The organism is Pseudomonas sp. TMW22089, from assembly GCF_022496645.1.
In the GTDB taxonomy this organism is placed as follows: domain Bacteria; phylum Pseudomonadota; class Gammaproteobacteria; order Pseudomonadales; family Pseudomonadaceae; genus Aquipseudomonas; species Aquipseudomonas paraversuta.
On record NZ_SCFG01000004.1, the window covers coordinates 219,881 to 235,249 of the forward strand.

Here is a 15,369-nt window from a genome sequence, read left to right on the forward strand (position 1 = left end):
CCAACCGGCCCGGCAGTTGCACGCAACAGCGTAACGGGCAATCGAAATGCGGTTCCTAAACAATCAGGGACCGCAGCTCATTCTTCGCCACCTTGTTCGATGCATTGACCGGCAACGCCTCGTAGAACCTCACCATGCGCGGCACTTTGTAGTTGGCCATATGTTCCCGGGCCCACAGAATCAGACCCGCTTCGTCCAGCCGCTGTTCATGGCGCAGCACCACACAGGCACAGCCCACTTCGCCCATGCGCTCGTCCGGCACGCCAATCACCGCCACCTGGGCGATGGCCGGGTGTTCGATCAGGCCCGCTTCAATTTCCGCCGGGTAGCAGTTGAAACCCCCGACGATAAACATGTCCTTGAGGCGATCGGTGATGCGCAAGTTGCCCGCAGTATCCAGCTGGCCAATGTCGCCGGTGTGCAACCAGCCTTCACTGTCGATGGTTTCGGCTGTGGCCCGGGGATCTTCAAAGTAACCCTGCATCACGTGAAAACCTCGCAGGCAGATTTCTCCGGTATCCCCCGCTGCCAGGGCCCGGTTTTGCGGATCACGGATGCTCACTTCGGTGCCGGCAATGGCCCGCCCGCTGGTGCTGGCAATGGTCTGCGCCGGGTCATCCGGGTTGCAAATGGTGGCCAGGCCGCCGCACTCGGTGAGGCCGTAGGCCGTGGTGACCACCGCAAAGCCCAGTTCGCGACGCATCCGTTCGATCAGGCTCGGGGCAATGGTCGCCGCCCCTGTGACGGCAATGCGCAAGCTCGAGAGGTCGGTTTGCGCCAGTTTGGGGTGCGCCAGCATCGACAGATACAGGGTCGGCGGCCCCGGCAGTACGTTGATATTCTCGGCCGCAATGCGCTGGAAGACGGCTTCGGCGTCAAACACCGGGTGCGGCAAAATGGTTGCCCCGGCCAGCAGGCACGTCAACCAGCCCGCCTTGTAGCCGAAAGCATGGAAAAACGGATTGATCACCAAATAACGGTCACCGGCCCGCAAACCAATCACCTTCACGTATTCGCTGAATGCCCGGATGTTCTGCCCGTGGGCACTCATTACCCCTTTGGGTTTACCGGTGGTGCCCGAGGTAAACAGCAGGTCGCTCAAATCATCGGCACTGACCCCGGCGGCCCGCTGCCTGGCGTCGGTTTCGCTGACGCCGGCCCCCGATGCCAGAAATTCATTCCAGGCCGGGGCATCTCCCAGCAGCACCAGCCCCTCAAGGCTATCCGGGCGATGCGGGGCGAGCAAGGCCAGGTAGTCGGTGCCTAAAAACTTCGGCTGGACGAATAACAACCGGCTGGAACTGCGCTGCAGAATATCCGCTGCCTCGTTGCCTTTCATCCGGGTGTTGACCGGCACCATTACCGCCCCTGCGCAATGAATGCCCAGTGCCGCAATGATCCAGTCCCGGCCATTGGGGGCCCAGATGGCCACCCGGTCACCCTTGCCGATGCCCCGGGCCATCAGGCTGCGGGTCACGGCCAGGGCCAGGCGCGGCAAATCGCGGTAGTCGGTGCACACGCCGTTTTCTTCAATGGCGGTGCGTCCTGCGTGTTGCTGCGCGGCGCCAAGCAGTAACTCGGGAATAGTCGTAGGGCTGAAAGTCATCGATCACTCGTCCGGCTGATTATTCGGGGAAGCACACCCGCAGGTGTTCGCTGTTGGGCACGGACTGGCATGCCAGGACCCAGCCGTCATTGAGTTCCTGTTGGTCAAGGGCATCGTTGCGCAGCATCTCGACACTGCCCCGCTCCACGGTGCACATGCAGGTGGCGCAGGACCCCACCAGACAGGAACTGGGGGGTTTCAACCCGGCGCGCAGCATGGCATTGAGCACCGTTTCGCCTTCGGCGCAGGGCACTTCGAACTCCTCGCCATCCAGGCGCACCGAGAGCTGGCTGCCGATTACATCAGTGTTGACCGGGGCCGGGGCTGCGATGCTGCCCTCTTGCGGCAACGAAACAAAACGTTCGACGTGGATGCGCCCATGTTCCATGCCGATGTCATGCAAAGCACTGACAGCGGCATCCATGAACGGCCCCGGACCACAGATAAAGGCCTGGGCATGCACAAACGGCCTGGCCATTTGCGCCAGTTGCGCAACCGAAGGAATCCCTTGTACCGAGTCCAGCCAGTGGATCACCTGCAGGCGCTGCGGGTAGGCGCTGGCCAAGGCCTTGAGTTCGTCGGCAAAAATCACCGAGGCCTCGTCGCGGTTGGCATAGATCAGCAGGACCCGACCGCTGCCGGCGATCAACGCCGAACGCAAAATCGACAGCACCGGGGTTACCCCGCTACCGCCGCCAAACAACAGGAAATCATCATCGAAATGGCGCGGCACAAAGACCCCGGCCGGAACCAGCACCTGCAGTTGGTCGCCTTCGCGCAACTGCTGGCATAACCAGTTGGAAGCGCGACCGTCACGCACCTGCTTGATCGTGACCCGCAGCGGTTCATCCACCAGCGGCGTGCTCGACAACGAATAGCAGCGCGGCAACCAGCCGCCTTCAAACGGCACCCGCAGGGTCAGAAACTGGCCGCTCTTATAGGCAAACTGCTCGCGCAAGTCCTGGGGCACCTCAAACACCAGCGATCTGGAGTCCGCGGTTTCAGTGACGATTTGTGCCACGCGCAGAGAAATATAGGCAGGTGAATTCATATCAAATACTCATTACAAACTGGCCACTGTCGATCCGCAGTTCGATACCGTTGATTGCACGTGACTCGTCGCTGGCAAGAAACAGCACACTGGCAGCGACATCTTCAGGCAGGCACATGCGTCCCATGGGGTCGGCATCGATGGTCAGGCTCCAGGGATCCAGGCCCGCCGGCAGGGTGGCCGTGGTCATGGGGGTGAGAATGCCGTCCGGGTGCAGGGAGTTGCAGCGGATGCGATATTTGCGACGCCGGCACATCACCGCCACGGTGCGCGACAGCGCTGCTACGGCACCTTTGGAGGCGCTATAGGCGGCGTAGTCATCACGCCCGGCCACACCGGCGATGGAGGACATATTGATGATCGAACCGCCGGCCCCCTGTTTCATCAGGCCAATGGCGGCGCGACACCCCAGAAATACGCTGTCGGAGTTGATCCGCTGCACCCGCTGCCAGTCGCTCAGGCTGGTGTTTTCAATGTCGCCCTTGAGCAGGATTCCGGCATTGTTGAACAGGATGTCCAGCTGGCCATGGCGCTGGCCAATGGTTTCGATGACCCGCGTCCACTGCGCTTCACAGGCCGCATCGTGCTCGATGAACAGCGCCTGGGGGCCGATTTCTTCAGCCAGGGCCAGGCCTGACGCCACATCGATATCACTGATCACCACGCGCGCGCCTTCGCGGGCCAGGAGCAGCGCGCTGGCCCTGCCCACGCCACTGGCGCCGCCAGTGATCAGGGCAACCTTGCCTTCAACTCGTGTGCTCATGCTGCAGTCCTTGTTGGATAGAAGTGCCGGTGGACGCCCGCTGGCCCGCCACCGGTTCATCGCGTTCGAGATCACTGCCAGCGGTGCTGGCCCGCCCTGCCCGGCGTCCCGAAAACACGCAGTCGGCAAGGGACAGGCCACTGATATACAGGTGTGAGGCCACGCCTATTGCGGTACGCCCGGCGCTGTACAACCCGGCAATCGGCTGGCTGTTGTCATCCAGCACCGCGCCCGTGTTTTCATCGACTTTAAGCCCGCCCAGGGTCAAGGCCCCCAGCGGAAATACCGGGTTGTCGACGCTGATATTGCAGGCGTAGAAGGGGCCTTTATCCAGCACCTGGCGACTGCCTTCAGACTTGCCGAAGGGGTCCGCCACTTCGCCCCGGGCAGCGGCGTTATACCCCCGCAGCGAGCTGCTCAATTCACCGGACTGCATGCCGCAGACCTGGGCCAGCCGGTCAGGGTTATCGCCCTTGCGCACGCGCAGCAGCATCAGGGCCAGTGCCGGCAGGCTCTGAAACCACCAGTAACCACCGAACAGGGCCTGGCGGATCGCCTGCTTGCGCAAGCGCGCATCCAGCACCAGCCATGCCTGACCGCCCTGCTCTTCGCACAACGGCTGGCCCAGGGTGGCGCCATAAACTTCCTCATTGCAGAAACGCTGCCCCTGGGCGTTGACCACAATCCCCTTGGGCCAGCAAAACGGCGGGTTGATAAAGCGCCAGGCCGATACCCGGCTCAGGCGTTCGCTTTTGCCCCCCACTGACTGTCCGAGGCGCAGGCCGCTACCATCGCAACCGGTGGCACCGACCTTGAAATTACGGCGGAATTTGGGGGCATGTTCACGGATCAAATCGCGATTGAAGATAAAACCGCCGGTGCTCAGAATCACTCCGCGCCGGGCCCGGACCAGCACAGGTTGCCCATGGTCACGTTCAAGGCGGCTGATCTTTTGCCGCAGGCGATCGCAATAACCGGGGGCAAAGTTTTGCCAGCGCTCGGCGCGGGCTGCCAGACGCGCATGTACACGGGCTTCGCGGGTGCCCTCGGGCAAACGCCAAAGCTCGGCACCCAGCACGCGCCCGTTGTCATCCACCACCAGGCGGCGCGCCGCCGATTGCAACAAGGGTTGTACCCCGGCGCGCAGGCAGGCGGCTTGCAAATGGCCATAGAGCACGGCACCGCATTGCCCCTTGCCAACGGTGCGATGCCCGCGGGGTGCCGCGGGATGCTCGCCACTATGGGACGGCACCAGTTCGTTGCCGGAGTAATACAGAAAATAGCCATCGGTCGGATATGAGGTTTTGCCACCCGGAGGCAGGCTGTGGGCATAGCGTGCGCCATGGCTTTCGAGCCAGCGCAGGTTGTCGGCACTGTCATCGCAAAACTTGCGCAGGGTGTCGTCGCTGATCACGCCCCGGGTTTCGTGCTTGAGGTAGTCAAACATCGCTTGCGGGGTATCGCTGAACCCGGCGTCCTGCTGTTGGCGGGTACCGCCACCGGCATACACCACCCCGCCACTTTTGGCGCTGGCACCGCCGCCGGTAAAACGGTCGGCAACAATCACTTCAGCCCCCTGGCTGCGCGCTTCCAGCGCAGCACAGGCACCGGCGGCGCCCCAACCGATAACCAGGACATCGCAGCTGTAGTCCCAGCCCCGGCCATCCAGGCGGTCGGCCTGTAACGGGGCCAGGATTTTGGTATTGCTGCCGGAACGGGGCCGGCTCATGACAGCGCCTCGGCGATGGCGCCCGCCGCCACCGGTACGTTGCTGCTGGCAATATGGTTGGCGGCGATATAGCCAAAGGTCATGGCCGGGCCAAGGGTGCCGCCGGCACCGGGGTAGCTGGTACCCATGACCGAAGCGGAGCAGTTGCCAATGGCATACAGGCCGCTGATGGGCTGGCCGTCTTCACGTACCACCTGGGCGTAGCGGTTGGTCAGCAATCCGCCCTTGGTGCCAATGTCTCCGGCATCCAGGCGCATGGCGTAATACGGACCTTTGCGCAGCGGCGCCAGGCACGGATTGGGCTTGATATTGCTGTCACCGTAGTAACGGTCAAACACATTGGCGCCGCGCTCGAAGTCAAGGTCGACACCGGTTTTTGCGTATTCATTGACCTTGTTTACGGTGCTGGTCAAGCCGGCATCATCAACGCCAATCTGCAAGGCCAGTTGCTCAAGGCTGTCGGCCTTCCAGTACAGGGTATTGAGCCATTCTTTGCGCAGACGGCTGTCTGGCATCACCTGGGCCGGCATCAGCGGGCCCATGGCGTAATGGAAACGGAAATGGCCATCAAAGATCACCCATGACGGCACCGTGCGGCCGCCGGTTTTCTGGTTGTCCTTGTACATGGCATCAACGAATTCAAGATACGGCGCAGCTTCGTTCACAAAGCGATGGCCCAGGCTGTTGACCACAATGGCCCCCGGAAACGCACGCTCGGCAAACACGCCGCGGGGTTTTTCTTCACCGGGCACGGCAATGGTCGGCGCCCACCACGCCCAGTCCATCAACGCCGTGGCCGCGCCGATATTGAGCCCCGCTTCCAGTGCGGCACCGGTGTTGTTGCCCGGTGGCGTGGCACTCCAGCCGGCCTTGGTGGGTTGCGGCAGGAATTTTTCCCGCAGGGTCTGATTCTGCTCGAAACCGCCCGAGCCAAAGATCACCCCGCGCCGGGCCTTGAGTTCGAGAATCTTGCCCCCCGTGGCCACCTTGATCCCGCAAACGCGATCACCGTCCAGCAGCACGTCCTGGAAATCGGTGTTGAGCCACAACGGCACATTGCGATCCATCAGCGAGCGGCGCAGGGACGCCACCAGGGAACTGCCCAGTGCCGCACGACGGTCGTACTTGCTCTTGCGCCGCCACTTGAAGTCCATCTTGTAGCGGGCCATCAGCCTGAAGATCAGCCATTGCCAACCGAAGCTGCGGGCCATGGCCTTGTGCGCATCGCGGGCAGTCCAGGCAATACGCCCCATCAGCAGGGTCGAGGGCGAAGGCTTGCGCAGGTTGGGCAGTTCTTCTTCGAGCAAACTGGTGTCGAACAGCTCGGGGTCAAGGGTCCGCCCGCCCGGCAAGGCGCCGGGCAGTTGCGGGTAATAATCCGGATATTTGTCGGCCACGGCATAGCGCACCCGGCTATTGGCGGTGAGCTTTTTGATCATCGGCGCAGCGTTATCCAGATACGCCTGCAGGCGCACCGGATCGCCGTGTTCGCCGGTAGCGGCCTTGAGGTATTGCATTGACAGCTCAGCGCTGTCCCGCCCGCCGATGGCAGCGAAGTAATGGTTGTTCGGAATCCAGATACCGCCGCCGGAAATTGCCGAAGTACCGCCGTATTTGTCGCTCTTCTCGACAATCAGAACTGAAAGGCCCTGATCGGCAGCAAACAGGGCCGAGGTCATCGCCCCCGCACCGGAGCCGACCACGATTACGTCATAGCTGGACTGAGACTGAACTTGAGCCGTCATTATTGTTATGCCATCCGCTGAGGTCAGAAAGTCATTACTCGATCAAACAAAAGGGTCCGAGTTGGGTAAACCCAATTGCACCACGCCATAGCTGCGGCGATAGGCCGCCTCGTTGTTGGCGATATGCCCGCGCGCCTGATGCAGGTCGCGGAAATAACGGGCCACCGGGTTGGTGTTGTACAAACCCGAGGCTGCCATGCAACGCAGCAGGTCGCTGACCCGGTCGGCGCAGACATTGGTCACATGGGATGACTGGTAGCGATACAACAGGCGGGTTTCAACGTCCGGATACTCGCCTGCAGCGGCCAGCGCCATGAGGTGTGCGTAATTGCGCATCAGCACCAGCTTGAGCGAATCAACGGTGATGGTGGCCTCGGCGACTGCCGCCTGGGCTGCCGGGTCTTCGGCGGTTTTGGCGCCATGCTTGCCGATATGCGCAGCGGCGTTGGTCCGGAACTCGTTGATCGCCCCTTGCAATGCACCCAGCGCCGAGGTGGATACCGCGCGGGCAAATACCTGGGCAAACGGGATGGAGTACATCGGGTTGGTGTTGACCAGCCGTCCCGGGGTGGCTTCGATGCTGTAGTTGTTGGTGCGTTGCACCCGGTGTGCAGGGACAAAGGCATCTTCAACGATGATGTCGTGACTGCCGCTGCCGCGCAGGCCCAGTACGTCCCAGTTCTGTTCAATCCGATAGTCAGAAGCCGGGATCAGGAAGGTGCCGTGCTCGGTCGGTCCGGTTTCATCTTGCGGCACGATGCCGCCCAGCAGGCACCATTGCGCATGCTGGCTGCCACTGGAGAAACCCCAGCGCCCGCTGACCCGGTATCCGCCCTTGACCGGAGTCACTTTGGCCACAGGCATATAGGTCGAAGCCACCAGCGTGGAGCTGTCTTCGCCCCAGACATCGCGTTGTGCTTCTACCGGGTAACGCGCCAGTTGCCACGGGTGAACACCGACCACACCAAAGACCCAGGCAGTGGACATGCAGCCCTCGGCCAGGATCATCTGAATTTCAAAGAAGGTGCGCAGATCCACTTCATGACCGCCCCACATCTTCGGCTGCAGGGCACGAAACAAGCCGGCCTCCTGCATGTCGCGAACGGTATCGTCGGGCAGTTTGCAATCCTTGTCCGCCTGGGCTGAACGGCTTTTTAGCGCAGGTATCAGATTGCGCGCCCGTTCCAGCAGCTCAAGCTCTATCGGACTTTTCTCTCGTATCTGATCCATCCGTCTGTTCTCCGTCAGTCTCTCGCTGCGCGAATGCGCGGGCGCTGTATGACGAATAATCCGGCCTGGCGCGCTGCTGATCATCGTCAAAGCGGACTAGGCGTTACGCCACCAACCCCCGCAGGGGTTGAAGAACTGCGCGAGGCTGCGATCGATTGCGCAGCGATGGCGGACCCTGCCAGCCGGGGTTACCGATCGCAGCCTCGCGCTGCTTGTCAGCGACTACAGACACTGCAATGGGTTATCAAACAGTGGGCAATTTCGCCCACGGCCGGTCCTGCTCGATTTGTGCGCTCAGACGCAACAGCACGTCTTCGCCGCCCAATGGCCCGGTAAACATCATGCCGATCGGCAAGCCGTTGTCGCTCATGCCCACCGGCAACGAGATCGCCGGCTGCCCGCTGACGTTGGCCAGTACGGTAAACGCCGCGCTGCCCATGGCGTTGTGGGCGTAGCTTTCCCAGGGCTGGTTGAGGCTGAGCAGGCCCAGTTCCGGGGTGACGTTGGCGGTGACCGGCGACAGGATCACGTCGTAGGTGTCGAACTGCTGCTCCATGTAGCCACCAATGCTTTCAAACGACTGCCGGGCCCGGTACAGGCCCTCGCCCGTGACTTTCTTGCCATTGTCCAGTACCACCTGGGTGATGCGTTCAAAGTCATCGGCAGTGGCCGGCCGGCCCATCGCCTGTTCGCGGTCGTGAACCAGGGTCAGCAAGGCGTCGCCGATCACCGATCCGTGGGCTCCGAACAACTGGCGCGGGTCGATATTCAAACGCAACTCTTCAACGTTGTGCCCCATCGCGCTCAGGCGTCTGGCCGTATCGTCCAGCACCTTTGCAACTGCAGGGTCCAGTGGCGAACCGGTCAGTGAATCCCGTACCAGGCCGATGCGCAAACGCCCGGGGGCGGTGCGCAGCTCTTCGATATACGGGCGTACCAGCGGCTTTGCCCAGTACGGGCTGCCTGGTTCATGACCCTGGCCGACATCCATAAACAATGCCATGTCGCGGATATTGCGCGACACCACGTTGCCGACGCTGGCACCGAACCACCCTTCATATTTGCCCGGGCCGCTGGGGGTACGGTAACGGGTGGGCTTGAGGCCAACCACACCGCAATAGGAGGCCGGAATACGGATCGAGCCACCGCCGTCAGTGGCATGGGCCACCGGCACAATGCCGGCCGCCACTGCCGAAGCCGCACCACCGGAGGAGCCCCCTGCGCTTCTGCCCAGGTTCCACGGGTTGCGGGTTTGCCCCCAGAGCAGGGATTCGGTGGTGGTGGTAAGACCAAACTCCGGGCACGCGGTTTTGCCGAAGGGTACAGCGCCAGCCGCCTGATAGCGGGCAATCAGGGTGCTGGTTTGTGGCGCCGGCGGTGCATCCTTGAACAGACGGCAACCATTGGTGGTGCGGGTGCCTTCAAGGTAGGTGTTGAGGTCCTTGATCAGGATGGGCACGCCAGCCAGCGCGCCGGTGGCAGATGCCCCTGCGGCGCGACGGGTCTGGAGCAGCGCCCGGGCGTACTCGTCGTGACGCATGTTGACCGCATTGACCTTGGGGTTGACCGCATCACAACGGGCCATGGCCGCAGCCAGCAGGTGCTCGGGAGTGAGCTCACCCTTTTGCACGGCCCGGGCCATGTCGGTGGCGTCCATCGCCAGATATTCGTTGGATGATACGGCGCTCGAACCCGCCGCACCGGCATAGCGGCCGAGCAGACCGGCGCCTGCGGCCAGGACACCGGCCTTGAGTACGTGGCGGCGTTGCCAGCCGGCCGGGGTCTGGGTGTCTTCTGGGGTAGCAGCAGGGATTGGCAAAATATCTCTCCGGATCACATCTTGTTGTTATGGGCAGGAGCAACCGCTCGACACTGGATTGCCCGCGATTGCGACACCCCGACCGGTCTGAACCGCCGGGTTGCCGGCATCGCGAGCAAGCACGCTCCTGCAGGGTTGATTTATTTCTGGGTGGAATCAGTCAGGGGTGACCATCGACTGCATGGTCGCCTGGAAGTGTTCGCCATAGGGCGGCAACATGCCCCACTCGCGGCGCGGATCATGGGCCGCAGCCTTGAAAACGGTGCGCATGTGGCTGAACTCGAGGAAGCCTTCACGGCCGTGGTAATGCCCCATGCCGGAGGCACCAATGCCACCAAACGGCGCGTCGTGCATGGCCGCGTGCATCATCACGTCGTTGATGGTCACGCCGCCCGAGATAGTGCGCTGCAGTACATGACGCCGCTCTTCTTCGCTCTGGCCAAAGTAATACAGGGCCAACGGTCGATCCCGTGAATTGATGTCCGCCAGCGCCCGGTCGATCTCATCGTAGGGCAGCACCACCAGCGCCGGCCCAAAGATTTCTTCCTGCATGATCAGGCTGTCACGGGGCGGATCGATCACCACTTGCAGGGGGCGACGCCGCGCCTTGGGATCAGCCTCCAGCTCCCGCGGGAAGCTCTCCACCCGGGCGCCCCGCTGTCGGGCGTCCTGCACGTAGCTTTCTATGCGCTGCAAGTGCCGGGCATTGACCACGGCCACCACATCCGGATTGTCGGCCACGGTCGGCAACAGCTCGTTGTAAGCCGCACCAAGGGCGCCGATAAAGTCCCCCAATTGCTCTCGGGGCACGTACACCACGTCCGGATTGATACAAATCTGCCCGCCGTTGTTGGCTTTGGCCACGGCAATGCTGAATGCAGCCTTGGCCAGATCGGCGCTGCGGGAAATGATCACCGGCGATTTGCCCCCGAGTTCAAGGGTCAGCGGCACCAGATTTTCGGCCGCATTGCGCATCACCGAGCGCGCCACGGCAGTGCTGCCGGTAAATACCAGATGGTCAAACGGCTGCGAAGTAAACGCCTGGGCCAGGTCTGCATCACCGAGCACCACCGCGACTTCCAGCGTATCGAACAATTCACCGAAGGCCCGGGCCAGCACCTCGGCTGTGCGCGGTACCACTTCCGAGGGTTTGAGAATGGCCCGGTTACCCGCGGCCAGCACGCAGGCCAGCGGACTGAGCAAGGTGAACAGCGGCGCGTTCCAGGTGCCCATGATCCCGATCGAGCCCTTGGGCTGATGCATCACCCAGGCCTTGGCGCCCAACTGGTCATAGGGGGCAAATACCTCGCGCGGCTCGTCCTGCACCCAGTGCGCAACATGGTCGCGGGCATATTTGAGCGATGCCAGTGAACCCAGCACATCATTCATCAACGAAAAACCCTGGGGTCGGCCACCAAAGTCCGCATCCATGGCTTCAACCAACGGCTGCTGATAACGCACCAGCAGCTCTATCACCCGCTGGATCCGTTGCTGACGCTGTTCAACGCTGACCGGACCGGCCTCGATAAAGGCTTTTTTTTGCGCTGCCAACAGGCTGGACAGCTGTTCTGGGGCCGTACTGCTGCATGTCATGGATCAGTCCTCTTGGCATCGTTTTAATGCGCCGACGCTAGACAATTACGACCCTCCACGCCTCGTCCGATCGGACGATAATCGGCTGTATTCGTTAGTCCATTAAGACGATGTAGGGCCCCACTGCGAGGGGAATACTGCAAGCACGAAAATTCAATCCATGAGGTTCGTCATGGCAATGCAAAGCAGTTTCGATCCCCAGGCATTCCGTACCGCACTCGGTACCTTCACCACCGGGGTGACCATCATCACCACCCAGGCTGAAGACGGATCACCTATCGGGATCACCGCCAACAGCTTCAACTCGGTGTCGCTCAATCCGCCGCTGGTGCTGTGGAGCCTGGCCAAGTCCGCCCGCAGCCTGCCGGTATTCAGCTCGGGCAAACACTGGAACGTGCACGTGCTGTCGACCGAACAGGAACCTCTGTCCGGGCGCTTTGCCATGCAGGGCGAAAACAAGTTCGCCGAAATCGAACTCGACAGCGGTATCAGCGAAGCCCCGCTGTTACAGGATTGCACTGCTCGCTTTCAGTGCCGTACAGCCTTTCAATATGAAGGCGGCGACCATGTGATTTTTGTCGGTGAGGTGCTCGCCTTTGATCACAGCGACCGCGCGCCGCTGGCGTTCCAGAGCGGCCAGTACGCACTGGCAACCCGCAAGCCCCGTAGCGAGCTGCGCCTGGCAACCACCCCGCCACCTCCGGAATGCAGCTACACCGAGGATTTGCTGGGGTATTTGCTGGGCCGCGCCCACTACCAACTGCTGGACGCCCTGCATCGCCTGTTGAGCAACCAGCAACTGGACGAACATGCGTTTTTCATCCTTTCCGTGCTGTGCATTCGCGACAACCTGACCCTGAACGAGATCAACACCTTCGTCAGCTACACCGGGCACGTGGTCACGCTGGCCAGCATGCGCTTCCTGGAAAAACAGAATCTGGTGGCACTGGAGGGCAGCAACCATGAACCGCGCTACGTCCTGACCGCCACCGGCCGTGAAGCCTCTTTGCAACAGCTGGCTCTGGCCAAGGCGGTTGAGGAGAACGTCTCGGCCAAACTAGGCCCCGGCGATGCCCAGGCGCTCAAGGTGCTGCTCAAGCGACTGATCAGTGTCAGCGACCCGGGACTGCCTGACCTGTGGGCTCCCCGTTAATAAAGGATTATGTATGAGCATTATTTCGCGATTTGACCTGACCGGCAGTGTGGCGGTGATTACCGGCGGCGGCCGCGGCATTGGCCGGGCCATTGCCCTGGCCTACGCCGAAGCCGGCGCCGATGTGGTGCTGGCGGCACGCACCCTGGGCGACGTTGAAGCGGTTGCCCAAGAGGTCCGCCTTTTAGGACGCCGGGCCCTGGCCCTGAGCTGTGACGTGAATGACAGCGAGCAGCGCAGCGCCCTGGTGAGCCAGGCGCGTGAACACATGGGCAGCATCACCCACCTGGTGAATAACGCTGGCGGCGCCGGTCCGAACGATCCGCTGACCCTGAGCGTCGAGCGTTTTGAAGAGATCATGCGCTTTAACGTGTCCTCGGCTTATCACCTGTGCCAGCTCTGCGTGCCCCATATGCGCGCTGCAGGCGCGGGCAACATTATCAATATCACCTCGGGGGCGGCGCGCTACGCGCAAACCCAGTTCAGCGCCTACGGCACGGCCAAAGCCGCTCTGAGCCACATGACCCGTCTACTGGCCCAGGATTTCGCGCCGCTGGTGCGGGTCAACGGGATTGCCCCCGGACCGATCCTGACCGACGCCCTGAACCGCGTCCTGCCGGTGGCCATGCGCGACGTCATGATCAAGGCCACGCCGCTGCAAAGTCTGGGCGAGGTGGAAGATATTGGTGCCGCCGCACTGTACCTGGCCACCCCGGCGTCGCGCTGGGTGACCGGCAAGATTCTGGAAGTGGACGGCGGTGCCGAGTCCAGCGTCTGGCCGGGCTGACGCTGTACCCATGAACCTGTAGGAGCTGGCTTGCCAGCGCTGCACACGATTGGGTTTTGCAGTCAGAGCGCGCGCAATCCATCGCTGGCAAGCCAGCCCCCACAGCGACTCATATATTCCGGATTTTAGAGAGAGTGTTTATGGACCCGAAGTTGATTGAAGCCCTGGGCGATGAACTGTTTCACGCGCTGCTCGAACGCCGCAGCCTGCAGCCGCTGACCCAGCGTTACCCGGACCTGACGCTGGAAACGGCCTATCAGATTTCATTGCGCTTCCTGCAACGGCGCGAAGCCCTCGGTGAACAGGTGATCGGCAAGAAGATCGGGGTCACCAGCCGTGCCGTGCAGGACATGCTCGATGTGCATCAGCCCGACTTCGGCTTTTTGACCAACCGTATGCAGGTCGCCGATAACAGCGATGTCAGCTTCAGCGCCAATCTGCTGGTGCAGCCCCGGGCCGAAGGTGAAATCGCCTTTATTCTCGGCGAGGATCTGCACGGGCCCGGCATTACCGCCGAGGACGTGATGGCGGCCAGCCAATGGGTGGTGCCGTGTTTCGAGATTGTCGATTCGCGCATCGCCGACTGGAAAATCCGCATTCAGGACACCGTGGCCGACAACGCCTCATGTGGCGTGTTTGCCCTGGGCGAGCAGCGAATCGATCCCCGTGATCTGGACCTGGCCAAGGTCGAACTGCACCTGCTGAAAAACGGCCAGCCGGCCGGCAACGGCTTCGGTTCGGCGGTGCAGGGTCACCCCTGCGCGGCAGTGGCCTGGCTGGCCAACACCCTGGGCAAATTCGATATTCCGTTTCGCAAAGGCGAAATCATTCTGTCCGGGGCCCTGGCGCCGCTGGTACCGGTGCTGCCCGGCGACGAGGTCAGCCTGACCCTCAGCGGCCTGGGTTCTGCACGCCTGCGCTTTGTGTCTTAAACCCAGTTCGAGAGGCTTACCATGAGCAATAAAATCAAGTGTGCCCTGATCGGGCCGGGCAACATTGGCACCGACCTGCTGTACAAACTGCTGCGCAGCGAGGTGCTGGAACCTGTGTGGATGGTCGGTATCGATGCCACCTCCGAAGGCCTGACCCGCGCTCGCGAGTTAGGTCTCAAGACCACCAGTGACGGCGTCGACGGCCTGTTGCCCCACGTCCTGGCGGACAATATCCAGATTGCCTTCGATGCCACTTCCGCTTACGTGCATGCCGAAAACAGCCGCAAGCTCAATGAGCTGGGGGTGCTGATGATCGACCTGACACCTGCGGCCATCGGCCCGTATTGCGTGCCACCGGTCAATCTGCAAGCCAACCTCAAACGCGGCGTGATGAACGTCAATATGGTCACTTGCGGCGGCCAGGCGACGATTCCGCTGGTGGCTGCAGTATCCAGCGTGCAGCCCGTGGCGTATGCCGAGATCGTGGCCACGGCGGCGTCCAAATCGGTCGGCCCGGGCACGCGCAAGAACATCGACGAATTCACCCGCACCACCGCCAGTGCCATCGAGCAGGTCGGCGGCGCGAAAAAAGGCAAGGCGATCATTATCGTCAACCCTGCCGAGCCACCGCTGATCATGCGCGACACCGTGCATTGCCTGACCGAAACCGCGCCGGACAAGACGGCGATTACCCTGGCAATTACCGACATGATCCAGCAGGTACAGAAGTACGTACCGGGCTACAAACTGGTGAACGGCCCGGTATTTGACGGCAATCGGGTCTCGATCTTCATGGAGGTCGAAGGCCTCGGTGACTACCTGCCCAAGTACGCCGGCAACCTCGACATCATGACCGCTGCGGCGGCGCGTACGGCCGAGATGTTTGCCGAGCAAATGCTCAACGGCGAGCTGCAACTCAAGGCCACCGCCCCTCAACCTGCCCTCGCTTAAGGAGCTATCC

At 62.1% G+C, this 15,369-nt stretch carries 12 protein-coding genes; 4 read left to right on the forward strand and 8 right to left on the reverse strand.

The features are described from left to right. Positions 1-55 precede the first annotated feature (55 nt). From EQV90_RS06470 to EQV90_RS06505, 8 genes are all read right to left on the reverse strand, one after another. Positions 56-1,606 (reverse strand): FadD3 family acyl-CoA ligase, encoded by a 1,551-nt coding sequence (locus EQV90_RS06470; RefSeq protein ID WP_127195626.1) that lies wholly within the window; start codon positions 1,604-1,606, stop codon positions 56-58. 19 nt (positions 1,607-1,625) lie between these two features. Next, positions 1,626-2,657: a ferredoxin--NADP reductase gene (locus tag EQV90_RS06475; RefSeq protein WP_010657404.1), complete on the reverse strand. Its 1,032-nt coding sequence runs from the start codon at positions 2,655-2,657 to the stop codon at positions 1,626-1,628. A gap of 1 nt (position 2,658) precedes the next feature. Beyond that, positions 2,659-3,420 (reverse strand): SDR family oxidoreductase, encoded by a 762-nt coding sequence (locus EQV90_RS06480; protein ID WP_003447740.1) that lies wholly within the window; start codon positions 3,418-3,420, stop codon positions 2,659-2,661. Then, positions 3,404-5,149, reverse strand: coding sequence for an FAD-binding protein (locus EQV90_RS06485; RefSeq protein ID WP_240877904.1), 1,746 nt, complete (start codon positions 5,147-5,149; stop codon positions 3,404-3,406). Before EQV90_RS06485 ends, EQV90_RS06480 begins: the two co-directional genes overlap by 17 nt. Beyond that, a complete protein-coding gene (locus tag EQV90_RS06490) occupies positions 5,146-6,894 on the reverse strand; it encodes an FAD-binding protein (protein ID WP_240877905.1) in 1,749 nt (582 codons plus the stop codon). Before EQV90_RS06490 ends, EQV90_RS06485 begins: the two co-directional genes overlap by 4 nt. Positions 6,895-6,936: 42 nt before the next feature. Next, positions 6,937-8,124 carry an acyl-CoA dehydrogenase family protein gene (locus tag EQV90_RS06495; protein WP_003447746.1) on the reverse strand — a complete coding sequence of 396 codons (1,188 nt, stop codon included), beginning with the start codon at positions 8,122-8,124 and terminating at the stop codon, positions 6,937-6,939. 244 nt (positions 8,125-8,368) lie between these two features. Next, positions 8,369-9,943 carry an amidase gene (locus tag EQV90_RS06500; protein ID WP_240877906.1) on the reverse strand — a complete coding sequence of 525 codons (1,575 nt, stop codon included), beginning with the start codon at positions 9,941-9,943 and terminating at the stop codon, positions 8,369-8,371. A 156-nt stretch (positions 9,944-10,099) separates the two neighbouring features. Further along, positions 10,100-11,536: a coniferyl aldehyde dehydrogenase gene (locus tag EQV90_RS06505; protein ID WP_240877907.1), complete on the reverse strand. Its 1,437-nt coding sequence runs from the start codon at positions 11,534-11,536 to the stop codon at positions 10,100-10,102. Between the two features lie 172 nt (positions 11,537-11,708). Here EQV90_RS06505 and EQV90_RS06510 point away from each other — a divergent pair, with 172 nt between their 5' ends. The 4 genes from EQV90_RS06510 (at position 11,709) to EQV90_RS06525 (ending at position 15,359) form a co-directional block, all read left to right on the forward strand. Next, positions 11,709-12,689, forward strand: a complete 981-nt coding sequence (locus EQV90_RS06510; RefSeq protein ID WP_003447751.1) for a flavin reductase family protein — start codon at positions 11,709-11,711, stop codon at positions 12,687-12,689. Positions 12,690-12,702: 13 nt separating this feature from the next. Next, positions 12,703-13,476, forward strand: coding sequence for a glucose 1-dehydrogenase (locus tag EQV90_RS06515; protein WP_240877908.1), 774 nt, complete (start codon positions 12,703-12,705; stop codon positions 13,474-13,476). Between the two features lie 140 nt (positions 13,477-13,616). Continuing rightward, positions 13,617-14,408, forward strand: a complete 792-nt coding sequence (locus EQV90_RS06520) for a fumarylacetoacetate hydrolase family protein (RefSeq protein WP_003447755.1) — start codon at positions 13,617-13,619, stop codon at positions 14,406-14,408. A gap of 21 nt (positions 14,409-14,429) precedes the next feature. Beyond that, positions 14,430-15,359, forward strand: a complete 930-nt coding sequence (locus EQV90_RS06525; protein WP_003447757.1) for an acetaldehyde dehydrogenase (acetylating) — start codon at positions 14,430-14,432, stop codon at positions 15,357-15,359. Positions 15,360-15,369 lie beyond the last annotated feature (10 nt).